Raw genomic sequence first — 26,669 nt, 5'->3', positions numbered from 1 at the left:
AAGTATAGATAAAGTAAATTACAGTAAAAAGTCATATAGACATAATATGCCACTTTCGTTACCTTGGTAGAAGGAGATTTTTTAGCGGCTAGAAATTTTGCAAATCATAAAACCGTCCCAGAGGGGATTACGATTTCGCGTGGAGGCGTTAAATCGTGTTTTTTAAGGAGGAACCACCTATGCAGCAGTTTAAGAGACAAGAAGGGTTTCGTTATATTTTTAATGAGCCGATTGAAGCGAGTTTTAAATTAATCCAAGATGGAAAATTCGTTGATAGTGGAAATCGCTTTCCGTGTAAAATACTGGATATTAGCCCTCGAGGCGTGAAAATGTTTTCGGAAGTGAAGTTAGGGGAATACCTAAATAAGGCTACTCTCCAAATTGAAGTGCAATTCGTACTGGATGTGACGACTATCCAGGCGATCGGGGAAGTTGTTTGGCGAAAACCTTTTGGACGAGGCGATCAATACGGCATCCTTTTTCAAGATCAAAAAGAAATTGATGAACTCATTATTAGTGAAATGAAACTTCGCCGTAAAAAAGAAGTCATGCAGTCCAAACAAACTTGGTAATAGAATAAACTTTTCGACACATGTTGTTAAAAAAGCTTATGTTTTATCCAAAGTAGTGTGGGTGTTCTTCCAATCTAATATTCGAGATAACAATTCCGGTATGCCAACCGATTGTGAAGATGAATCATTTCTAAATTATTTGTTAAAAATATGTGAATGGAATTGTCGAAAGATGAAAAAGATTCTCTAGTAGTGGTAGGATTTTTTGAACCTATGGCGAATATATATTTACATAGGTGTAATAAAAGGAGGAGTTTACATGATTAACTTTAACATTCGTGGTGAAAACATTGAGGTAACTCCAGCGATACGCGAGTACGTTGAAAACAAGATCGAGAAAATCGAACGTTATTTCAGCGAAGGCGTAGATGCTAATGCAAATGTAAATTTAAAAGTTTACAATGGCAAGCAAACGAAAGTCGAAGTAACCATTCCTTTGAAGAACATCACACTTCGCGCCGAAGAACGTCATGATGATATGTATGCAGCGATTGATCTCATCGTTGACAAACTGGAGCGCCAAATTCGCAAACATAAAACGAAAGTCAATCGTAAATTCCGGGAAAGTACAGGCATCTATTTTGCTCAAGAAGCACTTAACGGTTCGGCGGCAACGACTGCAGCGGAGGACGAGGAGTTCACGGTTGTGCGTACAAAGCAATTTGACCTAAAACCGATGGATCAGGAAGAGGCCATCCTGCAAATGAATCTGCTTGGACATGATTTCTTCGTTTATACTGATTCGGAATCCGATGCAACCAACATCGTCTATAAACGCCGAGACGGAAAATACGGTTTAATTGAAACAAATTAATACTTGAATGTAATATAAACTATCTTATCCAGTCCTTGCTTAAAGCAAGGGCTTTTTTGTTTTGGATGGAAATTAACATTAGACTCCAACTATTTTGAAATCGATATACTCTGTTTTTACATCGTTTCAATTTATCTGAACATACTAAAACCAGTTGTATATTATTGAAAAATTACGAAGCCATTATTTAGAACGTAGTCTGAATTGGCCTCGTTCAATGTCTGGACATTTAAAAAGGAGGGTTGAAATGGCCGTCATATTGAAATGGGTTTCTGGGGGATTGGAAGCTTTGTTGGGCATCCCTCTAATTGGAGGGACAATTATTATCGCTTTGTCTTATTTCCCATTACTGGTAATGCTGATCCTACATATTGCCACATTGATTGTTTGCAAGAAAGAAGGCAAAAGCAAGGTGGGAAGTATTTTGGGTATTGTTACCAATACTTTGGCATGGATTCCGTTTCTTGGGATGGCGATGCATATTATTACGGCGGTAATCTTATTGATATCTGCCTATCAAGATGGGAAGAAAACTTTAATTGGTTAACAAAGGAGAGTGTACAATAAATGAAAAACTTGCTGCTATTTATCACGTTGATCGGAGCTATGTTGCTGGCTGCTTGTGGGGGAGATAATGAAACAGCCATCGACTCGACAGTAGATAAGAATGAAGAGCAACCAGCGGAGGATACTGCTGCAGGAACTGAAGGTGAAACGGAAGGCGGGGAACAAGAACCTGCACCGGCAGAAGAGGAAGTATCGGAAGTCATTGTCGATGATGCGAATGTAACGATTACGTATCAAGGAACGACAACGCAAGAGGACGATATCTTTGGGAAAACAGCCTCCATCAAGTTCCAAATTGTCAACAAAATGGGGAACTCCATCGAGGTTCAATCGCGGGAACTTTCGACGGACAACGTCATGGTAGACGATACATTGATTGCTTATTCTGAAACGATCGCCGCAGGAAAAACAGCCAACACCAGCCTGGATATTTCGGAATATGAAGGCTATGAGTTCCCGACATTCAATGAAAATATTGAGACGACGTTAATCGTTATGAACGGAGATACTTGGGATACTATCGCCGAATATCCGGTAAACATTTCAATCAAGTAAACATTCTCGATCAATTAAGCGTACAAATGCTGTAAAGTCCATTTGTGCGTTTTAAATTTACTTTGGACACAATAAAATATGGAAAATTAAGAACCAAATCTTTTCTCATACGTCCTATATTTTATATGTTTATATCTTCCACTTTTCAATTCATTAACGTTCCCTCTCAATTCCAAGTATTTTGAAGCTAAGTATCTTCAATTCGAACTACCTAGAAAAATAAAAAAATATGGAAAACCCTACTTTCTTCACATAAGAAAGTGATCATCTATGTCCTCTGACCCCGTTTTCAAACGCATTCGACAAAATAAAACATTTTCCTCGAAAAAATCAGATTATTAAAATCAACAATCAAAACTATCTGCTCATGCCTATTTATCTATGAAACTAGCTATGAAAATTCGCCCACCTTTGACAACTTTTTTTACTTATCTATACTAAAAACTGTAAAAAGGTATTGCATTGGGAGATAGGAAACTAAAATCCTTTGCTTATCGACCTAATGAACCAAACAAATCAATATGATAAAAATCGTGAATTAGAAGGTAGGGGAATTTGTGTTAGAGGCAAAACGACGTGCGGCCATTTTTCTTTTACTTGCGTTTATCTTAGCGGCCGTCGCAGGCTACTTAGTTTTAGAAAAAGTGAAACAACTTAATGCAGAACTTGGGGGGATGGTAGAGGTTTATGTATCCAATGGGGATATCCCTGCCCGTACATTGCTGCAGTCCAATCAACTAACCAAAATGGAAATTCCTCAAAAATTCCTGACAGAATCACATATTACAGATGAAAATGACATTCTTGGTCAAGTATCGGTGGTTCCTTTAGATGAAGGGGATATTATTACACAAAATATGCTGAAAAGTTATTCCAACCTTCAAAATGAAAATAATCGTCTCGTTGCACTATATCGAACGGATAAAATCCAGTTCGACCAGGAAATTGCGGCACTTGATCGGGTGGATATCGTCGTATCGATCGAAAAAGAAGGAAAAAAGAGTACAGAGCTTTTCATGAAAGATGTAGCTGTTGCTTTTGCGCAAGGGACAGGCGAGAAATTTGCAGGGATTGGGGTTGAAGTATCCTCCGAGGATGCAACGAAGCTGATACATATGCAAAATTATGCGGAATACATACGTGTGCTCAAAGCCAATGTAGGACAAGACGTCGAGGATTCCGAAGGGGCGGGCGAAGTGGTCCCGGCATCAAAACAAGAAGTGCCAGCAGAAGCGTCCGAACAAAAAACGACTGAACCTAAATCAGCAGACGAAGCAAACACACAAAAGGATCCTGCAGCAAAAACAAATACTGAAGAACCGCAAGCCCCGAATACGAATGCTAAATCTTCAGAAGGAAATTCGTAAGGGGAGGGGGAGTCAAGTATGGAAAATAAATTGAATTTATTAATTGTTAGTGACGATAACTTACTTCGCCAACAGCTTCAAACGATTGCCGAAAACACGGAAGGAAATGTGCTGAGTGCCACGACATCCGATGCCATTCGTGAAATGAACCGCGAAACAAGGGATATTGTCATCATCACCCAGCCTGAGACGGATTTGGCCATTGATCTTGTTCAATCCATGAAGCAGATTAATCGATCGGTACTGATCATTTTTATCGCCGATCGAACAGATTTTGTGTTGTTGCGCAATATGATGCGAGCAGGAGTGGATGAATTTTTCGTATTCCCTGAGGAAACTTCGCTCTTTACAAGCCGTTTCCCGACTACAGTAAAAAATTACGCAATTACGAAAAATTCAAAGGAAACGGAATCCTCCATTTCCTTTGGTCGAGGCAGAGGGCAAATCTATTCGTTCTACAGTGGAAAAGGTGGCAGCGGTAAATCGGTGATCTCTTCCGTATTGGCACAAACATTGAAGCTCGAATCCACTGCGGAAGTCATTCTCATTGATTTGAATGGACAATATGGCGGCGTTGAATCGATGTTTTCAATTGAATCCAACCGTTCCGTGGCAGATCTTTTACCCGTAATTGAGGAGCTGAATGAAAGCCATATCCGTAACGTATCCAGAACGGAGCAGCATTCCAAGCTTGAAATTTTGGTGAGTCCGATTGATGCAGAAGTGGCGGAAACGTTGGGGGAAGAGTTTGTCGCAAAGCTGCTGAGGACTTCCCGAAGAGCTTTTGATTATGTAATTGTCGACCTGCCTTCTTCATTGAATGGCTCGGTCATCACGGCTATGGAAGAGTCGGACAAGATTTTTTATGTGCTGACGCCGGATACACCGGCATTGAGAGTTTTGAAACATTATGAAGAATTGGCGGCACGCATTGGCATGAATCTAGTGGGGAAAATGGAAGTCATCCTTAACCACGTGGCAAAAGAAAATGAAGTGCAGGAAAAGGATTTGAAAAATGTACTAAGGTACCCGATTGCGGCAACGCTCCGCAAGGACATTAAAGGGTTGCAGCCTTTTGTCAACAAGGGGGAGCCGGTTCGAAAGGTTGTAAAGGAAAGGAAACTCATTCCTTTTGCTAAGGACATTCGAAAGTTTTCTCGGGAAATTTTGAAACCATAAGGGGGTATCGTGATGGCTTCAATTTTTGAAAGAAGAAAAGAATTGGCTTCACAAAAGAAGACTGTTTCCTATCAATACGATAACCATCTTGTAGATGAACTGGTAGAACACTATAAAGCTCGCTTGCTTCGAGATACCAATTTAGAAGCCTTGACACAGCTTTCGCAAGGTGAAATGCGGCTGAAAATCGAGCAGTATGTTTCACAATTTATGTCGGAGGAACGGGTCGTCATATCCCGTCACGATAAAGAGCTCCTCGTTACCCGGATTTTGGATGAGTCGGTCGGATTAGGGCCGCTTGAGCCATTGATTAATGATCCAACGATTACAGAGATACTCATTAACGGTTATAGCGAAGTCCATGTAGAGCGGAAAGGGAAGCTTGAGCAAGTGAATATTAGCTTCCGCGACGATGAGCATGTTCGGCATATCGTCGACCGAATCGTGGCGCCGCTTGGACGTCGTATTGATGAAAGCTCCCCGATGGTGGATGCCCGACTGCCTGATGGAAGCCGTGTAAATGCGGTTATTCCACCTATCAGCCTTAATGGGACGCTCGTTTCCATCCGAAAGTTCCGGGCCGAGCCTTTCCAAATGGAGGATTTACTTGAGTTTAGTTCACTTGATGACAATATGGCGTACTTTATCGACTGTGTTGTAAAGGCGAAGATGAACATGCTCATTTCGGGTGGTACCGGTTCCGGGAAAACGACCCTGCTGAATGTTGCGGCTAGCTCGATCCCGCATTTTGAACGCGTCATTACGATAGAGGATTCCGCCGAACTTCGGCTGAACCGCTCCAACGTAGTAGGAATGGAGGCCCGTCCCGCCAACGTGGAGGGCAAAGGGGAAATCACCATCCGGAACCTTGTTCGAAATGCACTGCGGATGCGGCCCGATCGAATAATCGTCGGGGAGGTTCGTAGCGGGGAAGCCTTCGACATGCTTCAAGCGATGAACACAGGTCACGAAGGATCGATTACGACTGTCCATGCCAATACGCCGGATGATGCATTGCGGCGTGTTGAGTCCATGGTCATCATGGCCGGGATGGACCTTCCCTCTTCCATCATTCGGGAGTTTATCGTCGGGGCGTTGGACATTATTATCCAAGCAACGAGATTAACAGACGGTACGCGAAAAATCGTATCCATTTCGGAAGTGCAAAAGCATGAAGATGGGACTTCCGAAATCGTTGAAATTTTCACCTTTAAACGGATTGGGATGTCGGAAGATGGGGATGTCATCGGGTATTTTACTCCGACGGGCAGGAAGCCGAAGTGTATCGAACGCATTCGAATGTTCGGCATTGATATTCCGGAATCGTTATTCAGGCCACAGCAGCAGGAGGTGATTGTATGACCGCCGCATCGATTGCTGGGGGAGCAGTCCTTTTGCTCATCATAGGACTTTATTATCTTTTGGGCTATCGAAAAGAGAAAAAGGAATGGAAAAAGAAGACACACCAGTTTTACCTTGAAGGGGAAAAACGAAAAAGTGTCATCGTGTTGTGGGGTTCGAAGTTTGACGAAACCGAAACAGCAAAGGAAATGGAAGCCAAGTTGCATGATGCCAATATTCCTTTTACGCCATCCGAATTTTGTGGGGCGCTGATCGTATCGTACATGGGAATTTTGTTTGTCCTCGTAAACTTTTTCAACGTTCCGACTTTGATAGCCATCGTCTTGTCTCTCTTGTTGCTTGAGGCAGGAAGAAGAATGCTCTTCAAAATGCGGAAAGACCGGCGAAGACAAATCTTGGTGGATCAATTGCCGGATATTTGCCGACTGCTCGCCAACTCCACGAGATCGGGGATGACGTTAAACCAAGGAATCCAGCTGGTCGCTAAAGAGATGGCTGAACCTGCAAAGAGCGAGTTCAAAAACCTGGCTCATGAATTGTCACTAGGGATTGATTTTGGGAGTGCGATCCGTACACTGGAAAAGCGCATCGACAATAAAGAATTCCATCTTTTTACGGCAACCTTGCTTATCCAAAAACGGGCAGGCGGGAATTTATATGCTGTGTTGGATGAAATGAGCCAAACGCTTGATGAACGAAAATTATTGAAGCAAGAAATCAAAACGATGACAGCCGAGCATAAGTATATTGCGTACATTGTTCCCATCATTCCAATCTTTCTTGTCCTCATGATGAACAATGTGGTGGATGGGTTCCTGGATGCCTTGTTTTCAGGAATCGGAATGATTTTATTCGCGATATTTGCCGCAGGAACCGTCGCTACGTTCCTCATTATCAATAAGATTACAAATATTAGGGTGTGACAAAATGGATGGAATTATCGCAATCACCATCATACTTACCGTCTTCTTCATCGGCGTATCACTTCGGGCAGTCTATGTATATCTAACAAAACATCGGGAACTAAAGACGACTGTAACCGATACCTTGTATGTGTATGACGGCTTTCAAAAGAAAGAAAGCCGGAAGGAAAAGTTATTGAAAAAGATGCTTCGTTTTGCGGATGATTTTTCGGATCTGGGACAGCGCATTAATTTCTTCAGCGAAAACGCGGATGTGAAAAAGTGGATTATTCAGGCCGGATACCCTTATGGCATCACGGTGGAAAGATTTCAAGGATTGAAAATATTCCTGCTGATCATCGGTGTTTTAATCGGCGGAATCCTGCTGGTGCTTAGATTTCCATTTTCGCAGTTTATGGTGATTTTACTGCCGATTGCAGGCTTTATGGGTGCCATTCTCTGGATTAAGTCAAAAGCGAAAGCAAGGCAAGACGAAATTTCGTACCAACTGCCTGATTTTCTCGACACGATGAGTGTTACATTGCAGGCCGGTGTCGGGTTGACTCAAGCGTTGCGGGATATCGTGCCCTATTTTGTAGGGCCAATCAAAGAAGAGTTCGAGCGATTCCTTCAAGAAATCAGTGTCGGTGTTCCAAGGGTGGAAGCCTACCGATTGCTGCTCGAACGTAACGAATCAAAAGAGTTTCAAATTTTAATCAAATCATTAATTCAGGGAGAGCGACTGGGAGTCCCTATCGCCGCTTCCTTTAAGCAACAAGCCGAGGAAATGAGAAAACTGAAGAAAGAAATGATAAAGGAAAAAGCCGCAAAAGCTTCACCTAAAGTGACGCTGGTCACAACCTTTCTGATTCTTCCTTCCTCCCTCATCCTGATCGGCGGGTTGATGATAATCAATATGTTTAACCAAAATAGTGGGATTTTCGATTTATTAAAATAAAAGGAGAGAAAAAACATGAAAAAATTTATGCAAATGTTAGCAGTAAAAGTATTAGCGCCGGTGAAAAACGAAAAAGGTGCACAATCATTGGAATGGTTAGGTTTGGCTGCGTTATTGATTTTGGTGTTGGGGATTATTTCAACGGCTGTTAGCCAACAACAAGGTTCAATTGGAGAATTAATTGGAAGTATTATTTCGAAAATCAGCGGAATGGTTGGGGAGTAAGCCATAGTCCCTTTTCATTCTTTGAACGAATTAGATTTGACACAAGCAGTAGGGTGCCCTTCTAGATAAGTGGGAGTTGAAAAAATTGCAAAACCGTTTAAGCATACTATTAATTCTAGTATTACTTCTTGTTGCTGGTTGTAGTAATAAAGAAACTGAAAAAACAGAAGCAGAAGACCAGAAAACAATTCAGACAGAAGAAACTTCAGAAAAAGACATTGAAAAGCAACCCGCTGAGATGGAGGAAGTCGAAGAAGTAAATGAAGAGGTAATTGTAGGCCCTCCTCTACCAACTACATTAGAGGAACTCGAACAGCTGCCTTCGGGATATACAAAGTATATTGATAGACTCAGTGATGAAGGGAAGAAGTTAACGAATGAATTAACGAAAAACCTTCCCGACATTTCTGGCAATCCAACAACCGAGGAGTTAGATCGCTACTATGAGGCGATTCTATCAGTCTTCCAACAAGATTATGTCGGTCCGGGAGATTTGCTTGAAAAAATGAAATTTCAATCGATCGGTAATCCGGAAATTGAGGATTCCCGCTATCAATTTAAAGAAAATTTAAATGTGATGGTCATTTTGGATGCTTCGGGGAGTATGGCTAATATCGAAGGCAGTGAAACACGTATGGATGCTGCTAAAAAAGCCATTACGGAATTCGTGAAAGGTTTACCAGAAGATGCAAATGTCGGTTTACGCATTTATGGACATAAAGGTTCTGGTAAAAACGAAGATAAAGCACTGTCATGCAGTAGTAGTGAATTAGTTTATCCTTTAAGTACTTATAATGCGGCAAATTTTGAGCAATCACTTTCAAAGGCAACACCAGCAGGCTGGACGCCAATTGGACTAGCTTTAAAAGAGGCGCAAAATGATTTAGCTTCATTTAAAGGGGATACGAATACTAATATTGTTTATTTAGTAAGTGACGGGATTTCTACTTGCGACGATGATCCGGTAGGTACCGCAAAATCACTCTATGATTCTGACATTACGCCACTTATCAATGTTATTGGCTTTAATGTAGACCAAGAAGGCCAAAAACAACTGAAGGATATTGCTAGGGCAACAGAGGGAACGTATCAAAACGTTAGCGATGCCCAAGGACTTCAAGAACAACTAAATGAAGCGAGTAAAGTTGCGGAGAAATGGGAACAGTGGAAAACCTCCCAGGAAGGCTGGTTGGGTTTTTATAGAGTAGATAATTCTTTAGATATTTTCGGTTATCACGCCGGGGAGTATAAAAAAAGGGTTGATGAAGGGCAGGCAGTTGGTTTTACGCTTACGTATTTATATCAACATGAAGATAAGATGTCCGCAGAGTCCCATGATTATTTAAAAAAGAAGAATACTGAATATCACAATTGGATTGAAGAGCAATACGGTATTCTTCGAGACGATTTAAAAGCGATGAACGAAGCGGATTATAACGAAGCAGTAAAACAATTAGAGGAAAAGTATTTAAATAATACAAGCAGTACACCTTAAAGAGTTTCCATATTAGAAAAACAAGCAATGCACCTTAAAAAGAAAAGTGAGGTGAAAGTGTGAAAGGAAACAATTTCCGCGGAATTTCTGCAATTTTCATGATTGCGTTTGTGTTATTCTGGTCCGCAATGCCCTCAATAAGCATGGCGTTTTTCATAACACCAGGTAATGCAATCCAGCCAGGGCAAGCAATCACACCCGGCAATCCGATTACTGGCGGACAGTTCATTATTCCCGGGGACCCGCTGAAACCAGGGGATGCTTATAAGGGCGGTCCATTTTTACAAGGCGGGGAGGCGGCTATTTCTGGTCAGCCACTAATTCCTCCTTATCAAAGCAATAACGGTCAATGGATTATCCCAAACATTGCGGGTTCCTTACCAATTAATAATCCAATCACAGCAGGTGACGCCATCACGGGCGGGCAAGGTCCATCCGGCGGACAGGCAGTGAATGGCGGAAACGCTACTGGTGGCGGAAATGGCCCAACCGGGGGAACTGGTCCAACAGGAGGAGAAGGCCCGACAGGAGGGAACGGTCCAACAGGAGGGAGCGGCCCGACAGGAGGGAATGGCCCGACAGGAGGGAACGGTCCAGCAGGAGGGAATGGCCCAACAGGAGGGAACGGCCCGACAGGAGGGAACGGCCCGACAGGAGGGAACGGTCTAGCAGGAGGGAATGGCCCGACAGGAGGGAACGGTCCAACAGGTGGTGACGGCCCGACAGGAGGGAATGGTCCAACTGGAGGGGATGGCCCGACAGGAGGAAACGGCCCAACAGGTGGTGATGGTCCGACAGGAGGAAACGGCCCAACAGGTGGTGATGGTCCGACAGGAGGAGAAGGTCCAACTGGGGGGAATGGCCCAACAGGAGGAAACGGTCCAACAGGTGGTGACGGCCCGACAGGAGGAGAAAGTCCAACAGGAGGACAAAATCCGACAGGAGGGGACGGCCCAACAGGAGGGGAAAACCATTCCGGGGATTCAGGTACACCTGGATCAGGTAATGACGGATCTCCTTCCAGCTCGGGTGCAGAAGAAAAAAAATCACTTTGGAATATTCTTTTCAACTCAACAAATTCGGAAAATAGCGCTTGGGGTACTGTTTCCCAAGCATTAAAAGACAGCAAAACGTACTTTACAAGCCTCGTCAAACCAATTTTAGAAGGAGGCACGGCGACTTACGCCGGCTTTAGATTTGAAGATTTAGGCAAAGGCAAATATAAAGTACATGGGAAAAGTAAGTTGAAAAACCCCATACTAAATCATTTTTATGATAACTATAAGAAATATAAAATTGACGGCAAAGATCGTTACATGAAAACAGGAAATTCGTATGAAAAAGCTTTCAAGATAAAGGGCTTCTTTGATACAAAAAAGTTACTTGAAACGAAAAAAGGTATTACAGGTTTTATAGCTAAAAACTTAAAGACTAGCATGAATGAAGGGTATAACATCTTCTCGAAGAAGTTTTGGGCAAAATCCAACTTCACTAAACTAAGTGGTCCAGTTAGTATCGCAGCCAACTTATTTAGCGCTGTCGATAAACATGGAAAGAATGCTTGGAAGACTTCTGATTTTTATGCTGACTTTACCGTAGACCTCGGTATCGGGGCAGTAACAACGGCTGGTACTAGTGTGCTCACAAGTATTATTACAGGTGCAACGGCTGGTTCAGTTGTTCCAGGTGTAGGTACAATCATCGGTGCTGGAGTCGGTTTGGGAGCAGGACTTCTTTCGACTTGGTTCTTTAGTGGAACCAAACCAGGAAAAGCGTTTAAAGAGTGGGCTAGCAAGGGAATAAGCAAGGGTTACTCATGGGCTGCCGATAAAGTAAGCAAAGCTGGTTCCTGGGTTGGAGATAAAGCTAAAGGACTCTTTAACGGAGCTAAAAAAATGTTTGGATTTGGATAAGAGGATTGCTCCTTTTGGGGCAATCCAATCTAGTAGATAGTAGGTGAGATGTTGTTTAATACAATGAAATTTTTCCAGACAATAGGTGTAAGTATTTTATTGACGATTGTGATTTCCTTTCTATTAGGCTTTCTCCCGATAGAGAGCTATGGGTTGTTCTTGTTCGTTCAAATCGTCCTCACCTATGGATGCGTCGGTTTTTTCGCAGCGATATGGAATACTGAAACTCCCTATACAGCTGCGTACCTAGGTTCAATCGTAATCGTCTTTATTAACCTTCTCGTTTCGCATTTTGTTTTTAATATATTAGTGTTTGCAGATCCGGAAGGGATTGGAATGAGCCTGTCCTCTGCAGTTATTGTAAGTCTATTATTTGCTGTTGTGACTGTATTTATCCGTAATAAAAGAGAAGGTGTTCTATGATGATTCGAGACATTCTAGATATATATAATCGAAATTGGAGCCAAATTCTGATTTGGTCGTTCGTTCTCATCTTACCTGTTACTGCGGTTTCCTTTTTGAGCATGATTTATGTATATAGTTCTGAATATATAAATTCGCCCGAGTATTTTTCTGTTTTTGCCATCATACTTAATTTTATTATTTGTATTCCACCATTTATGAAAATGGTCATCGTTTATAAACAAGATCACTCAATCAATTCGCTTGAGGGAATTTCGTATTTTGTTAAACAATTTGGCATTCTGTTTATTTTTACTGGTATCTTATATTTTATTGCAGTAGTAGGTATCTATTTCTTATTTATCCCTACAATCCTTGCACTTGTTTTCCTATTGATTTTTCCATTCTTTTCAGAAGGCCGAAATGTCAAGGAAGTATACAAAAATACCATTCAAGCTATGATGAGAGAGAATGTTTCATTAATTGGGGAACTGATTGTGATTTTCAGTATAAATATCGGGTGTTGGGTAATTATGATGCTCTTTTTATCCCAGTATGAGAACAATATTTTTGCTTTCATGGTCTTCCGAGTTTTATTGAATGCTCTTGTGTTCCCTTTTCTCTATATTTATTTAACTTTGCGATTTCGAAAAGAACTATCAAATCCACTGATGGATTAGTTGGGATGAAAGTAGCAATTTACAATGTAAAACTCTGAAGGACTGATAAAGAATGAAGGAAGAAAATGAATGGGTGGCATTTAAAGAGAATTTTATTTTTCTCACTTTATTTCTCCATGTAGTAATAGGATTTTTTTCGAGTTTTATGCCCGAAGAAAATGTCATTAAATGGTTAATTATCAATATGAGTATCGCAATCTTGGCAGCCGTCATGAACTATATTATTTGGATTTACCAGAAACATGATAGTAAACGGTATTTTTCACTGCATTCATTTGTTATGGTGATTGTTCTAATAGTTTATTTAATGTCGCCAATCTTTAAGGGACTTTATCCAACGCTTTTCTTTTGGGTGATTCTCATCATTACGATCGGTTTCTTCATCTTTTTATTAGGAAGGCGGGATGCCATAACAAAGGCACTAGTGAACCCAAGAGAAATGCGATTTAAAATGTTTTTATATATCTTTATAGGCATTCTTTTAATTATTGGAGGGTTATTGTGGGCTTATATGCTTGCTTTTGAAACAGGTCCATTTATGGGTGTTGCGTTAGCCTTATACTTTATTGGTTTGCTACTAATGCTTGTTTTGCCTGCGTTCCTAACAACTCCTGAACGTGCGAAACAATTAGAAGAGATGGAGAAGTAATACGAAATTTTTTTGAAAAACTATTCTGTGTAAAAGAGGTGAAATGGATGGAAAAGGCAATTAGTAATCATAATCATTTGAGTCTCGACTTTAAAAAACTTAACCTCTTTGTCCTCATAATATTATCGTTTATAACATTAGGCGCGTATATAGGAGTTTGGTTCTTGAGAAGCAGGAATAGTATTGAGAGTTTTAACCATAAACCAAATATTCATTTCGGTTTGTGGAGATTGTTTACAGTAGTTTCGTTTGTTTTTTTGTTTATTCAATGGTTCGGAAATTGGGTGCTGAGCGATTACGGTATCGCCAACCTAAAATCATACGAAGTCATCTTTAATTTCAGTTTTATCGGTTTGCTTTACTATTCTATTTTTAGATTAAAAGAATCTTTCGAAGATCAATATGATCTGCATCTGAATAAATATTTATTATTTATTTTCCATATCTTTTATATCCAATTCAAATTAAATCAAGTACCTTCGACTTCTAAGTAAAAGATATAGGTGCGATAGGACGTATGCGTAAAGGACATTCAAAGTATTGATAGGTCCTTTATGTTATTTTTCATGGGTATTTTCCTCATGATAATTGCACCAATTATCCGGTAACACCTAAACGGATGAAAGAATTGGTAAAACCAAGAAAAGGAGGCGATATGGTTGAAAGTAAGAAAACTGCTAAAAGAAGAAAGAGGGTCGCTTTCCATCGAGTTTTTAGGAATTCTCCCATTATACTTTTTACTTTTTCTGCTTCTTTGGCAAGTGGTGGCTTCAGGCTATGCCGTGATAAGTTTAAAAGCTGCTGCATCTGATGGGGCACAAGTATATGCAGTGTCAGGGGATAGCCTTGAAACGGAAGAGGTAATAAATGAATCGATAGGCAGTTCTTCCATTTTGCAAAATCATCAGGTTTTCATACAAAATGTCCCGGGGAGTGCGGAGCTATTCGAAATCAAGATCTCAGCCAAACACCCGCTCGTCTTCCTGCCGGATAGCATTGCTAATTTGGCATCCATTAATATCGACTCCAAGGCGACTGGAAAGGTGCTTGTACCATGAGACATTCAACGAATGAAAAACTTGAGCTGACACAGGTGGAAACCGGCAATGATGGTGGCCCATTGAAGCTTGTAAGGAATGAAAAGGGAAGTGCCGCCATTTACTTATTGTGGATTATGACGGTCATTATTGTCCTGACTCTCATTATAGTCAACATTGCCAAGGTATACGCTGTTAAGCAACAGGCATCCACCGCTGCCCAACTGGGGGCCTTTGCCGCCACAAGCGAGATTTTGTTGGCTACAGAGGAGGGCATTAAGGATTTCGACTTAGAGATGTTGAAAAAAGCGATTGAAGCCGGGGTGGAATATGAACCATTATGGGATGATATCGAAGAGCGCATAGAGAGCTATATAACAAGTGGTTTGGGAGAGCAGGAAGCTTATATAAAATCACTAAATGACATACTGCCAGGGAGACTTGGGGACCCGATTTTAAAAGGTCATATTCAATTAGATTCTACGAAAATTTATCATGCCGTTCAAAATGTCGTTAGAGAAAATGAAGGCAATGAGGAACATATCGATGTGATGATCTCAAAAGAAAAATACCGGGTCGAAGTAAAGACCGATGCTACATATGAAACAATCGGCAATGGGGAATATATCGATTCCTTCGAAAAAGACATCCCCCAAATCGGATACGGACCCGAATTATCCTATTTACAATACTTATTAAACTAAAATTGCTCCAAAAGAATAGAATTCTTTCGGAGCAATTTTTTTGTGTGCCAGGCACTCACACAACGGTGAATATTCTGAATAGTTTTGGATTTGTGTGAGTGCCTGGCACATACACAAAAGCGCATACATAATTTTCCTTGACATAAGATGAAATGTAAAGTAACCTTTACGTAAAGGTAGCTTTACATTTTTTAGGGCGAGGTGAGAGTTTGCAAAACCGCATCAAAGATTTACGGCAAAAGCATGATTTAACACAAGATGAACTTGCTGAAAGGCTCGAAGTTTCTAGGCAAACAATTATATCTCTTGAAAAAGGCAGATATAATCCGTCACTCATTCTTGCTTACAAAATTTCTAAAATGTTCGAAATGCAAATTGAAGATGTGTTTATTTTTGAGGAGGGGAACAATAATGGATAACTTTTGGGTAGCATCATTATTTTGGATCGGTTTAGCGGCAGTAATAGTGAGTGCTTTTTATCTCCCAAGAAGGATGATGAAAAAGAAAAAGCAACTTGATGAGAGATACGTTATGAACGACCACCTAGCTCGTTCTTACAGTTGGTTCGGTTCACTGGGGGTTATTTTTATAGTTTGGTTTTTATCGCTTGTTGTTTTCCATTCTATGATTGCATTTTGGTTGATAACAGTCACTTATGTGGGACACATGCTTTCTTATGCAATTGGATCCGCAATTGCTAATGGGAGAAACTGAGATACAAACAGCTCTACTTGCAGCAAGATTTTCCATCCGATGTATTCGATTCAAACAAAATCATTATAAAAAAAAGCGCCTCCCATTCAACTGGAATTAAATTTCGGAATTCCGGTCAAAGGGAGGTATATTTTTACCCGAAAAACTAAAATTGTTCTCCGCTATCCAAGCTTACTTGCCATTCAATGCCGAACTTATCCTTCACGGCCCCGTAGCACTTGCTCCAGAATGTTTCCTGCAGCTCCATAGAAACCGTGCCGCCTTCGCTTAACCGTTCAAAGCTGGAGCGAATAAGGTCTTCATCTTCACTTACGACAGTTAGCGAGATATTGTTTCCCGCAACAAACGGAGAGCCAGGCCAAGTATCTGAGAACATGACGCGACTTCCAAGAATATCTAATCTAGTATGCATCACCAAATGCTTTGCCTCTTCAGGGATTTCGAAGTTTGGATCTTTCGGTGCATCGCCAAACGTCATAATATTCGGCTTTTCAGTATTAAATACCTCCGCATAAAATTCCGCGGCTTCGCGACAATTCCCGTTGAAATTCAAATATACTTCGATAGCCATTCCTACACACTCCCAACCATTAGAATAATTTAACTGTGGCATATTGATACCATCCAGTCAAAAAACACACATTCGTAAACAATTATAAATAGAAAATTCTAAATTGTACAGAAATTGCATGTGTGCCTGGCACCCGAACAATTCTGAATTGTTCGGGTGCCAGGCACTAATTTATATGGTACGCATATTTGCACCTACTCTATAGGAAATGATAAAATGGAAATTGAGACTATATGGGAAGTGAAAAAATCCATGGCAAACATTTTAAATAAAATTTTTGATCCGAACAAAAAAGAAGTTAAAAAATTAACGAAGATTGCTGATCAGGTGGAAGCATATGCTTCTCAAATGGAGCAATTGAATGACGAAGACTTAAAAGAAAAGACAACAGAATTTAAAGAACGCTATCAAAAAGGTGAAACACTGGAACAACTGCTGCCCGAAGCCTTTGCAGTTTGTCGTGAAGCTGCACGTCGCGTACTTGGTATGTACCCTTTCCGCGTCCAAATTATGGGTGCTGCCACGTTGAATGAAGGTAATATTGCGGAAATGAAAACAGGGGAAGGGAAAACATTGACTTCCACGCTGTCCGTTTATTTGAATGCCCTTACTGGTAAAGGTGTCCACGTCGTGACGGTCAATGAATATCTTGCTACCCGTGATGCGACTGAAATGGGACAGCTATACAATTTCCTTGGTTTAACAGTGGGCTTGAATTTAAATAGCTTATCGAAAGATGAAAAACGGGAAGCTTATGCGGCAGATATTACATATAGTACGAACAACGAGCTAGGCTTTGACTATTTGCGTGATAACATGGTTGTGTATAAGGAAGAGCGTGTACAACGTCCCCTGCACTATGCCGTAATTGATGAAGTGGATTCCATCTTGATCGATGAAGCGCGTACGCCACTGATTATTTCCGGACAAGCAGGCAAAACTGCCCAGCTTTACGTTCAATCCAATATGTTCGTAAGCAGACTTAAAGCAGAGGAAGACTACACATACGATGAAACAACGAAAGGCGTTACTTTAACGGAAAGCGGGATCGGCAAAGCAGAGAAAGCTTTCGGCATTGATAATCTATTTGATCTATCACATGTCCGCCTATTGCATGCAATCAACCAATCGTTAAAAGCACATGTGTCCATGCACCGTGACGTGGATTATGTTGTTCAGGATGGGGAAATTGTCATCGTTGATGGCTTTACTGGTCGTTTGATGAAAGGCCGCCGTTATTCTGATGGGCTTCACCAAGCAATCGAGGCAAAAGAAGTGGTGGATATTCAAAATGAATCGATGACAATGGCGACGATTACGTTCCAGAACTATTTCCGTATGTATGAGAAGTTATCCGGTATGACGGGTACTGCCAAAACAGAAGAAGAGGAATTCCGCAATATTTATAATATGCAGGTTGTGGTCATCCCAACGAATAAACCGATTGCCCGTGATGATAAACCGGACTTGATTTTCGCTACGATGAATGGGAAATACAGTGCGGTTGCGGCTGAAATAGCTGAGCGCCATAAAAAGGGTCAACCCGTTTTGGTAGGTACAGTGGCGATTGAAACATCAGAAATCATCTCCAATTTATTGGATAAACATAAAATTCCACACAATGTGTTAAATGCGAAAAATCATGAACGAGAAGCCGAAATTATCGCCAATGCAGGGAATAAAGGTGCTGTCACAATTGCCACAAACATGGCCGGTCGTGGTACCGACATCAAGCTTGGTGAAGGGGTGCTTGACCTAGGTGGATTGGCTGTAATCGGTACAGAACGACACGAATCTAGACGTATTGATAATCAGCTGCGTGGACGTTCCGGTCGTCAGGGAGATCCAGGGGTAACGCAATTTTACTTATCCCTTGAAGATGATCTGATGCGCCGCTTCGGTTCCGATAAAATGAAAGCAATGATGACGAGACTCGGAATGGATGACAATCAACCGATTCAATCGGGCATGGTATCCAAAGCGGTGGAATCCGCCCAAAAACGAGTTGAAGGAAATAACTTCGATGCCCGCAAGCGTTTACTGCAATATGATGATGTATTGCGCCAGCAACGTGAGGTTATTTATAAAGAACGCCGTGATGTATTGGAAACTGAAAACATGCGCGCACTTGTCGAGTCCATGATCCAAGAATCCATCGAGAATATCGTCGCTGTTCATACACAAGGCGATCAAAAAGATTGGAACTTAAAATCGCTTGAAGATTATATCCAGGCGAACTTATTGGAAGAAGGGGCCGTGAAAGCTAGTGACCTTGAAGGGAAATCCCCTGAAGAAATCATTGCCTTTATCTATTCAGAGGTGCAAAAGCGCTACGATGAAAAAGAAGAACTGTTAACTCCTGAGCGTATGCGTGAATTTGAAAAAGTCATCTTACTTCGTTCAATTGATACAAAATGGATTGATCATATTGATGCGATGGACCAACTGCGTCAAGGGATTCACCTACGTGCATATGGCCAAACGGACCCACTGCGCGAGTACGAACAAGAAGGATTTGCGATGTTCGAGGACATGGTCGCTGCAATTCGGGAGGATGTAACGAAATATGCAATGAAAGCGCAAATTCGCAGCAACCTGGAACGTGAAGAAGTGGCAAAAGGTCAAGCCGTCAATCCAAAAGAAGAAGCAGCTCCCAAGAAAAAGCAACCTGTTCGTAAAGCAGAAAACATTGGCAGAAATAACCCATGCCCTTGCGGTAGCGGGAAAAAATATAAAAACTGCCATGGTGCAGAATAGGCCAAACGATTAGCTTTGGGCAGGTGCCCTAAAGGATGGAAAGCAATTTCTTTCCCTACCTGCAAGAACAAGTGAAGATATAAACATTTGAACCGTAGGCATCTTTTCTTTCATGAAGAGATGATGCGGTTCTCAAAGGTTTAAATACGAGTACGGAGGATTTTAAATGATTGAATTATCAGAAGTAAGAAATGTGTTGGAAACTACAGCCTCGAAATTGGCGGACTTCAGGGGGTCTCTTTGACTTAGAAAACAAAGAGGCACGTATACAGGAATTGGATGAAATGATGCTTACGCCAGATTTTTGGAATGACCAAAATGGAGCCCAAACTGTTATTAATGAAGCAAACGCATTAAAAGCCATTGTCAATGAATTCAATGACCTAGTGACAACACACGAAAATCTGGAAATGACATTGGAGCTTTTAAAAGAAGAACCCGATGAAGAACTCCAAACGGAATTGGGCAGCGAGCTGGAAGATTTCCAACGCAAAATGGACGGCTTTGAGTTGCAAATGCTACTGAGTGAGCCTTACGACAAAAACAATGCCATTTTAGAGTTGCATCCAGGAGCGGGTGGTACAGAATCGCAAGACTGGGGTTCGATGCTGTTGCGCATGTATACTCGCTGGGCTGAAAAACATGGCTTTAAAGTAGAGACAATGGATTATTTGCCTGGTGATGAAGCGGGGATTAAATCTGTGACACTTTTAATTCAAGGACATAATGCTTATGGCTACCTAAAAGCCGAAAAAGGGGTACACCGTTTAGTGCGGATTTCACCTTTTGACTCTGCAGGAAGACGCCATACTTCCTTCGTTTCTTGCGATATCATGCCGGAGTTCAACAATGAAATTGAAATTGACATTCGCACCGAAGATTTGAAAATCGATACGTATCGCGCAACAGGTGCAGGTGGTCAGCATATTAATACTACAGATTCAGCTGTTCGTATTACGCATATCCCAACCGGCGTTGTCGTTTCCTGCCAAGCGGAACGTTCGCAGATCAAAAACCGCGAAAAAGCGATGAACATGTTAAAAGCGAAATTATACCAGCTTGAGATTGAGAAACAACAGGCCGAGCTGGATGCAATCCGTGGGGAACAAAAGGAAATTGGCTGGGGTTCCCAAATACGTTCATATGTCTTCCATCCATATTCAATGGTAAAAGATCACCGTACCACTTTTGAGACAGGCAATGTCCAAGGTGTAATGGATGGCGATTTGGACGACTTTATCAACGCTTATCTCCGTTCGCGTATCGGGCAATAAAAAATAAACCTTTTTGGCGTTAGTGGCCAAAAAGGTTTATTTTCTTTCTAAAGACTAAAGCATAATCGCTTTGCTTTGATGGAGTTGAATTCGGTCGCTAAAAATACCGATTCTAACTTCTACCTTTTTTTAGTAGTTCTCCATGGTTCCCATCCATTTTATAATGAACTCGTCCAATTTTTTTATTGTTTCATATTGGTCATCCATTTCATCTGATAGTTCCAAAACCGCTTGTAATACTTGTTCCATTTAAACTTCCTCCTTTATAGCTGTTATTTCGTTTCATTATGCTCTGACTTGGAAGAAATAAAATCGGTTATATAGCAAGTTTATTTAATATCGAATTTGTTGTGAATGCCTTTATTCTCCTTGGACACCCCAGCTTTCATTACTTCATTACCCACTATTTACCTTCACAAATGCAATTGCATTATTTCCGATTTGTTGTATTATAATAATAAGAACGTGCGTTCTATTATTAGGAGGGGTTTAATGGCACATATTCCCATTGAAACTGTCCCATATCTGGAATCGGCCATCTACTTACCGATGCTACTTATCGTTTTAGAAAAAGATCAAGAACAAATCGAGGCTGGGCAGTTTAAATTAAAGCGTCCTTATATTTATTTGATTGATGAAGCAAGAAAACACGCAGAAGTTGATTTGAAGAAAACAAAGGCGTATTTAAAAAGTCATCAATTAAGAGTTGTTCAAGGTAAACGGGACGAAATGTTTACTGAGTATCAATTTCATTACAAGCAGGTAATGGATGTTAGAAGATATTCGAATATACGACTAAGAAATCAAGTTGAAGATTTACTTAAATATTACTTAAATAAAGCGTCTAATATTAGTTCCGATCAAAACGTTCAATAGACACGTTGGTCTCGAAAGGATCATAAGCTTCCCCAGGTTCTATAGGCTTCTGAGGATGATTCAATTCGTTTCGAATAATGATTCTTTGGTGAGAAGCGTGTTTTTGCAACATGGTTGCACATACGTATTGGGAGCAAAAAGATGCATAATTAATTTGAAGTATAAATTCTTTCCCATCGATTAAGGTGATTTCAGTAGATTCTTTGAGGCGACGAATGTTTGTAATTGCATGCAGGCCAATCCAGATGTTATTCGGTGAAGCTGGAGAAAAAAGAGGGAAGAATACGTTTGGTATTCCATCGTGCGTAATAATGATCGGTAATTTGTGCTTCTCTTTTCCGAAGAAGGACTTCGAGAAATTCTTTGCATTATTATAATTATAGCCTAACACTTCACAGGATTTTCGAACTATGTAGAAAGGCTTCCGTTCGACAATATATTCCCCATTTTTGTCATAGACATGTGAGTACAGTTTATCACCGTGCTGTACAGGCATAATTAAATACGTATTAAGAGAAATACGATATGACTCGATATGAATACTCTTTCTTAGCATAAATACTCCTCCAATAATATTTTTATAATGCTATATAACCGATTTAATAAAATTATAATATGAACTTTTTACCAATTCAATTGGAAATTTTGACATTTTTTGAAATATCTCCATTTCCCCTATTACTATAATTAAACGAAATGCAGTGGAAGTTGAAAACATCCTAGGAAGTAGGTATATCTTCGTTTTAGAATAAAAAATATATCTATTTTTCAGAAAATATTGCAAATTGACTATCAATTTTTTATAATAGAAAAAAGGGAATCGGGGTGATATCGATGGATAAATATTATTCATACACAGATTTTCTTAAAGCAGTTGGGCACTATCAACATGCAAACGAATCTGAAAAGTTGTTGAATGACATTTATTTGGACTTGTTTTTGAACCGGATGCAAAGATTGCAAAGAATTGAACAGCTTAAAGATCTCATCGATAATGCATTGGATGAAAGAAACGAAGAAGCTTTTTATAAGTACACAAAGGAACTAAGCGAATTACAAGAAACTCATGAAATGGAAGAGACGCAAGAGTCCGTAATGTAAATGAATAATTCGATTTAAAAAGTCGCCATGACAAGTAACGATCCTTATTTCAACCGAAGTAGGGGCTTAACTAAAGGCGACCTTTTTGTATTTGGACTATAATATGAAATATCGCACTGTAAACAAATGTGTGATGACATTCTATAATATAACTTCTTCATTGGAGGAAAGAACGATATATTCTTTAAATATCAAAAACGAGAAAGGATTTGGGACCAAAATGGAAAATATGAATCATATCAAATCAAACACATTTGAAAAGAACTATTACGTCAATGGACAATGGAAAACAGCGGAGAAAAAAGCGGAACTTTATTCACCGTATACGAAAGAAATCCTTGCCTATATCCCACAGGCTTCACGCAGTGAAGTAGAGCAAGCTATTGATATGGCTTTTGATTCAAGAGAAGAGATGGAAAAGCTGACTGCCTATGAAAGGGCATCCATCCTGGAGCATATTGCACAACTTTTCGCGGAAAATCGTGAGAAAGCGGCGGAGATTATTTCCTTGGAAGCAGCAAAACCAATGAAATTTGCATTGGGCGAAATTGATCGCACAATCGAAACATATAAATTTGCAGCAGAAGAAGCAAAGCGTATAACAGGGGAAATAATCCCGATGGATGCGGCCAAAAATGGGGCAAATCGTTTCGGTTACACAATCGAAGAACCACTGGGCGTCATCGGGGCTATTACACCATTCAATTTCCCGCAAAATTTGGTAGCACATAAAGTAGGGCCTGCGATTGCAGCAGGGAATACAATTGTTTTAAAACCCGCATCCCAAACGCCCCTTTCTGCTTTGTTTTTGGCGGAATTGATCGATCAAACAGCCTTGCCTAAAGGGGCATTCAATGTAATTACGGGAAGCGGGAAAACAGTAGGGGATGCTTTAGTTGAAAGCAATAAAGTAAAAATGATCACATTTACCGGAAGTCCTGCTGTCGGAATCGGAATCCGGGAGAGAGCCGGCTTAAAAAAGGTTGCATTAGAACTTGGCTCAAACGCCGGGCTGATCATTGATAAGGGTGTGGATTTATCACAAATTGTACCTAAATGTATAGCGGGCGCCTTTTCAAATCAGGGACAAGTTTGTATTTCATTGCAACGTACGTACGTGATGGAAGAGGTGTTCGATGATTTTATAGAGCAATTTGTTGAAGCGGCAAAAAAGTTAATCGTAGGTAATCCATTGGATAAAAATACAGATGTATCAGCAATGATTCATAGTGCCGAACAAGAACGCGCCTTAAGCTGGGTAGAAGAAGCGGTTGAAAACGGCGCCAAAGTAATGACGGGCGGAAAAATCGAGAATGACGTCTTTTTGCCGACCATTTTAACGAACGTATCTTCAAATCTTAATGTTTCATGCCAGGAAGTATTTGCACCTATTGTCATTGTCAATCGCATTTCGTCCATTGATAAAGGAATTGCGGAAATCAATGATTCAAAATATGGTTTGCAAGCGGGTATTTTTACAAATGATATCCAAACAGCCTTCAAAGCATCAAAAAAACTGCAGGTTGGCGGAGTGATTATCAACGATGTCCCTACATACCGCGTGGATCAAATGCCGTACGGTGGTGTGAAAGAAAGCGGCACCGGGAAAGAAGGAGTAAAATACGCCATCCATGAGATGACAGAAACGAAGTTGGTTGTATGGAATCAATAAAACAGGCGCTTTAACAGCTAGCTGGTTCATCAGTCTTTTAAAAAAGCGGGAGCATCAATTTTTGTTCGCAAAGAAAGAATCAAACATAATTTTATAAAAAGGTTAGGTATAACTCCAAAAGCAAAGGAATCACGCTTTTGGAGTTTGTTTTATTTTATCTGGTTTGTACCATAATAGAAAATAATGCTAATAGTTTGGTTAAATGGATTATAGGCAATTAAATAATACATAACTAAACTGAAAGAGATTAAGAATATACGTTCGCATATTTCTCGTAATTTGAAAAAGGATATGCTAAAATGAATATACAAGATTTGGATGGAAGGACGAACGAAAAATGGGCACATTTGACTTACAATCCGCATATCAACCTAGCGGCGATCAGCCAAACGCCATAAAAGAGCTTGTTAAGGGCGTGCAAGAGGGGAAGCGTAACCAGACGCTGCTCGGGGCTACAGGTACAGGTAAAACATTTACAATCTCCAATGTCATCAAAGAAGTAAAAAAGCCTACGCTCGTAATAGCGCATAACAAAACGTTGGCAGGACAGCTTTATAGCGAATTCAAACAATTCTTCCCAAACAATGCAGTTGAATACTTTGTAAGTTACTACGACTACTTTCAACCGGAAGCGTATGTACCACAAACCGATACATACATCGAAAAAGACTCAAGTATTAATGACGAAATCGATAAACTAAGACACTCTGCGACATCGGCATTGTTTGAAAGGGATGATGTCATCATCATCGCTTCTGTTTCCTGCATATACGGATTGGGGAATCCGGAAGAGTACCGCGAAATGGTTGTTTCTGTTCGTACCGGTATGGAAATAGAACGCAACCAATTGTTGCGGAAACTGGTGGACATTCAATATGAGCGAAATGATATCAATTTTACCCGCGGGACATTCCGTGTAAGAGGGGATGTTGTGGAGATTTTCCCGGCATCGCGCGATGAAAAGTGCCTCCGTGTGGAATTTTTCGGAGATGAAATCGACCGTATTCGCGAAGTGGATGCTCTAACAGGAGAAATTTTGGGTGATCGTGACCACGTTGCTATTTTCCCGGCATCCCACTTCGTAACACGTGAAGAAAAAATGGTGAAGGCGATTGAAAATATTGAAGTCGAACTTGAACAACAACTTGAGAAATTCCGATCAGAAGATAAATTATTGGAAGCGCAGCGCTTGGAACAACGGACAAATTACGATTTGGAAATGATGCGTGAAATGGGATTCTGTTCAGGAATCGAAAACTATTCACGTCATTTAACATTAAGAGAAGCAGGCGCAACACCTTATACATTGCTTGACTACTTCCCGAAGGACTTCTTGTTGGTTGTGGATGAGAGTCACGTAACATTGCCGCAAATTCGCGGGATGTTTAACGGCGACCAGGCACGCAAGGGAGTTCTGGTGGAGCATGGATTCCGCTTGCCATCCGCTTTGGACAACAGACCGTTGAAATTTGAAGAGTTTGAACAACATATCAGTCAGGCCATCTTTGTTTCAGCAACACCAGGTCCATATGAACTTGAGCACACACCGGAAATGGTTGAACAAATCATACGTCCTACCGGATTGCTGGACCCAACGATTGACGTGCGGCCGATAGAAGGGCAAATTGATGATTTGATTGATGAAATTAATGAACGGGTAAGAAACAATGAGCGTGTGCTTATTACAACCTTAACGAAAAAAATGTCCGAAGATTTAACAGATTATCTGAAAGAACTGGGTATTAAAGTAGAGTATCTCCATTCAGAAATAAAAACACTGGAGCGGATAGAAATCCTAAGAGAACTACGTAAAGGAACACACGATGTATTAGTGGGGATTAACTTGCTTCGTGAGGGCTTGGATATTCCAGAAGTTTCTCTTGTCGCCATTCTTGATGCTGACAAGGAAGGGTTTTTACGTTCCGAACGCTCACTGATCCAGACAATCGGAAGGGCAGCCCGAAATTCCAACGGACATGTCATTATGTATGCAGATAACATTACGGATTCGATGAGAAAGGCAATAGACGAAACAAAACGCCGACGTACAATACAAGAGAGCTATAACAAAGAGCATGGCATCACACCGCAGACAATCCAGAAAAAAATTCCGGAATTGATTCGCGCAACACAAGCGGCAGAAGCTGAGGAAACATACGTTACAAAGGTGATGAAGGGCAAAAAGATGACAAAGTCCGAAATCGAGAAACTGATTGCATCGCTTGAATTGGAAATGAAAGATGCCGCAAAAGCACTTGACTTTGAACGTGCAGCAGAATTGAGAGATACAATATTTGAATTGAAGGTAGAGGGATAATCTATT

Annotated in this window: 28 protein-coding genes; 26 read left to right on the top strand and 2 right to left on the bottom strand. The window is 40.7% G+C overall.

The features are described 5' to 3' along the window. Window positions 1-179 precede the first annotated feature (179 nt). The 20 genes from CD33_RS05965 (at window position 180) to CD33_RS05870 (ending at window position 16,095) form a co-directional block, all read left to right on the top strand. Window positions 180-572, top strand: a complete 393-nt coding sequence (locus CD33_RS05965; protein ID WP_036199031.1) for a PilZ domain-containing protein — start codon at window positions 180-182, stop codon at window positions 570-572. A gap of 259 nt (window positions 573-831) precedes the next feature. Then, window positions 832-1,386 carry a ribosome hibernation-promoting factor, HPF/YfiA family gene (gene hpf / locus CD33_RS05960; protein ID WP_036199029.1) on the top strand — a complete coding sequence of 185 codons (555 nt, stop codon included), beginning with the start codon at window positions 832-834 and terminating at the stop codon, window positions 1,384-1,386. A 247-nt stretch (window positions 1,387-1,633) separates the two neighbouring features. Beyond that, window positions 1,634-1,933, top strand: a complete 300-nt coding sequence (locus tag CD33_RS05955) for a hypothetical protein (protein ID WP_036199027.1) — start codon at window positions 1,634-1,636, stop codon at window positions 1,931-1,933. 20 nt (window positions 1,934-1,953) lie between these two features. Continuing rightward, window positions 1,954-2,508, top strand: a complete 555-nt coding sequence (locus CD33_RS05950; RefSeq protein ID WP_036199025.1) for a hypothetical protein — start codon at window positions 1,954-1,956, stop codon at window positions 2,506-2,508. Window positions 2,509-3,065: 557 nt separating this feature from the next. After that, window positions 3,066-3,875 carry a Flp pilus assembly protein CpaB gene (gene cpaB, locus CD33_RS05945; RefSeq protein WP_084591269.1) on the top strand — a complete coding sequence of 270 codons (810 nt, stop codon included), beginning with the start codon at window positions 3,066-3,068 and terminating at the stop codon, window positions 3,873-3,875. 18 nt (window positions 3,876-3,893) lie between these two features. Further along, window positions 3,894-5,054 (top strand): CpaE/TadZ family protein, encoded by a 1,161-nt coding sequence (locus CD33_RS05940; RefSeq protein ID WP_036199023.1) that lies wholly within the window; start codon window positions 3,894-3,896, stop codon window positions 5,052-5,054. A 12-nt stretch (window positions 5,055-5,066) separates the two neighbouring features. Next, window positions 5,067-6,416: a TadA family conjugal transfer-associated ATPase gene (locus tag CD33_RS05935; RefSeq protein ID WP_036199022.1), complete on the top strand. Its 1,350-nt coding sequence runs from the start codon at window positions 5,067-5,069 to the stop codon at window positions 6,414-6,416. After that, entirely contained in the window at window positions 6,413-7,339 is a 927-nt protein-coding gene (locus CD33_RS05930) for a type II secretion system F family protein (RefSeq protein ID WP_036199020.1), read from the top strand. Before CD33_RS05935 ends, CD33_RS05930 begins: the two co-directional genes overlap by 4 nt. Window positions 7,340-7,343: 4 nt before the next feature. After that, complete coding sequence (locus CD33_RS05925) at window positions 7,344-8,276, top strand: type II secretion system F family protein (RefSeq protein ID WP_036199018.1); 933 nt, start codon at window positions 7,344-7,346, stop codon at window positions 8,274-8,276. Between the two features lie 15 nt (window positions 8,277-8,291). Then, window positions 8,292-8,501 carry a hypothetical protein gene (locus CD33_RS05920; RefSeq protein WP_036199016.1) on the top strand — a complete coding sequence of 70 codons (210 nt, stop codon included), beginning with the start codon at window positions 8,292-8,294 and terminating at the stop codon, window positions 8,499-8,501. 85 nt (window positions 8,502-8,586) lie between these two features. Then, complete coding sequence (locus CD33_RS05915) at window positions 8,587-9,996, top strand: vWA domain-containing protein (RefSeq protein ID WP_036199015.1); 1,410 nt, start codon at window positions 8,587-8,589, stop codon at window positions 9,994-9,996. Window positions 9,997-10,055: 59 nt separating this feature from the next. Beyond that, the gene (locus CD33_RS19395) at window positions 10,056-11,909 is read left to right on the top strand and encodes a hypothetical protein (protein ID WP_052130038.1); all 1,854 of its coding nucleotides are present in this window, start codon (window positions 10,056-10,058) and stop codon (window positions 11,907-11,909) included. Window positions 11,910-11,960: 51 nt separating this feature from the next. Further along, window positions 11,961-12,332, top strand: a complete 372-nt coding sequence (locus CD33_RS05905; protein WP_036199013.1) for a hypothetical protein — start codon at window positions 11,961-11,963, stop codon at window positions 12,330-12,332. Beyond that, window positions 12,329-12,991: a hypothetical protein gene (locus CD33_RS05900; protein ID WP_036199011.1), complete on the top strand. Its 663-nt coding sequence runs from the start codon at window positions 12,329-12,331 to the stop codon at window positions 12,989-12,991. The genes CD33_RS05905 and CD33_RS05900 overlap by 4 nt, the downstream gene beginning before the upstream one ends. A 52-nt stretch (window positions 12,992-13,043) precedes the next feature. Next, a complete protein-coding gene (locus tag CD33_RS05895) occupies window positions 13,044-13,640 on the top strand; it encodes a hypothetical protein (RefSeq protein ID WP_036199009.1) in 597 nt (198 codons plus the stop codon). Between the two features lie 47 nt (window positions 13,641-13,687). Then, entirely contained in the window at window positions 13,688-14,134 is a 447-nt protein-coding gene (locus CD33_RS05890) for a DUF4234 domain-containing protein (protein ID WP_036199007.1), read from the top strand. A 165-nt stretch (window positions 14,135-14,299) separates the two neighbouring features. After that, a complete protein-coding gene (locus tag CD33_RS05885) occupies window positions 14,300-14,698 on the top strand; it encodes a TadE/TadG family type IV pilus assembly protein (RefSeq protein WP_036199004.1) in 399 nt (132 codons plus the stop codon). Continuing rightward, complete coding sequence (locus CD33_RS05880; protein WP_036199001.1) at window positions 14,695-15,381, top strand: TadE/TadG family type IV pilus assembly protein; 687 nt, start codon at window positions 14,695-14,697, stop codon at window positions 15,379-15,381. Before CD33_RS05885 ends, CD33_RS05880 begins: the two co-directional genes overlap by 4 nt. 209 nt (window positions 15,382-15,590) lie before the next feature. Beyond that, window positions 15,591-15,800 (top strand): helix-turn-helix transcriptional regulator, encoded by a 210-nt coding sequence (locus CD33_RS05875; protein WP_036198998.1) that lies wholly within the window; start codon window positions 15,591-15,593, stop codon window positions 15,798-15,800. Next, window positions 15,793-16,095, top strand: a complete 303-nt coding sequence (locus tag CD33_RS05870) for a hypothetical protein (protein WP_036198995.1) — start codon at window positions 15,793-15,795, stop codon at window positions 16,093-16,095. Before CD33_RS05875 ends, CD33_RS05870 begins: the two co-directional genes overlap by 8 nt. Before the next feature lie 145 nt (window positions 16,096-16,240). Here CD33_RS05870 and CD33_RS05865 read toward each other — a convergent pair whose 3' ends face one another. Beyond that, on the bottom strand, window positions 16,241-16,666 hold the full coding sequence (locus CD33_RS05865; protein ID WP_036198993.1) for a VOC family protein: 426 nt from the start codon (window positions 16,664-16,666) through the stop codon (window positions 16,241-16,243). 252 nt (window positions 16,667-16,918) lie between these two features. Here CD33_RS05865 and secA point away from each other — a divergent pair, with 252 nt between their 5' ends. The 3 genes from secA to CD33_RS05850 all read left to right on the top strand — a co-directional run bounded on the left by secA (window position 16,919) and on the right by CD33_RS05850 (window position 21,573). Beyond that, window positions 16,919-19,423 (top strand): preprotein translocase subunit SecA, encoded by a 2,505-nt coding sequence (gene secA, locus CD33_RS05860; protein ID WP_036199193.1) that lies wholly within the window; start codon window positions 16,919-16,921, stop codon window positions 19,421-19,423. A 169-nt stretch (window positions 19,424-19,592) separates the two neighbouring features. Further along, window positions 19,593-20,697 (top strand): peptide chain release factor 2 gene (prfB, locus tag CD33_RS05855; RefSeq protein ID WP_140422975.1). Its coding sequence is split into 2 segments (ribosomal slippage): window positions 19,593-19,664 and window positions 19,666-20,697, totalling 1,104 coding nucleotides; the frame shifts between segments, so codons are not numbered across the junction. 492 nt (window positions 20,698-21,189) lie between these two features. Beyond that, window positions 21,190-21,573 carry a YhjD family protein gene (locus tag CD33_RS05850; protein WP_036198990.1) on the top strand — a complete coding sequence of 128 codons (384 nt, stop codon included), beginning with the start codon at window positions 21,190-21,192 and terminating at the stop codon, window positions 21,571-21,573. Here the strand turns inward: CD33_RS05850 and CD33_RS05845 are convergent. Then, a complete protein-coding gene (locus tag CD33_RS05845; RefSeq protein WP_052130037.1) occupies window positions 21,548-22,129 on the bottom strand; it encodes a competence protein ComK in 582 nt (193 codons plus the stop codon). The two genes, CD33_RS05850 and CD33_RS05845, sit on opposite strands and share 26 nt — an antisense overlap. 278 nt (window positions 22,130-22,407) lie before the next feature. Here CD33_RS05845 and CD33_RS05840 point away from each other — a divergent pair, with 278 nt between their 5' ends. The 3 genes from CD33_RS05840 (at window position 22,408) to uvrB (ending at window position 26,663) form a co-directional block, all read left to right on the top strand. Next, a complete protein-coding gene (locus CD33_RS05840; protein ID WP_036198989.1) occupies window positions 22,408-22,674 on the top strand; it encodes an IDEAL domain-containing protein in 267 nt (88 codons plus the stop codon). Window positions 22,675-22,894: 220 nt separating this feature from the next. Next, on the top strand, window positions 22,895-24,346 hold the full coding sequence (locus tag CD33_RS05835; RefSeq protein WP_084591273.1) for an aldehyde dehydrogenase family protein: 1,452 nt from the start codon (window positions 22,895-22,897) through the stop codon (window positions 24,344-24,346). Between the two features lie 337 nt (window positions 24,347-24,683). Next, window positions 24,684-26,663, top strand: coding sequence for an excinuclease ABC subunit UvrB (gene uvrB, locus CD33_RS05830; RefSeq protein WP_036198987.1), 1,980 nt, complete (start codon window positions 24,684-24,686; stop codon window positions 26,661-26,663). Window positions 26,664-26,669: the final 6 nt, after the last annotated feature.

The sequence above is a fragment of the Ureibacillus sinduriensis BLB-1 = JCM 15800 genome (assembly GCF_000772955.1).
Classification (GTDB): domain Bacteria; phylum Bacillota; class Bacilli; order Bacillales_A; family Planococcaceae; genus Ureibacillus; species Ureibacillus sinduriensis.
The sequence above is the reverse complement of the archived record's forward strand: the minus strand, read 5'-3'. Positions and strand labels throughout refer to the sequence as shown.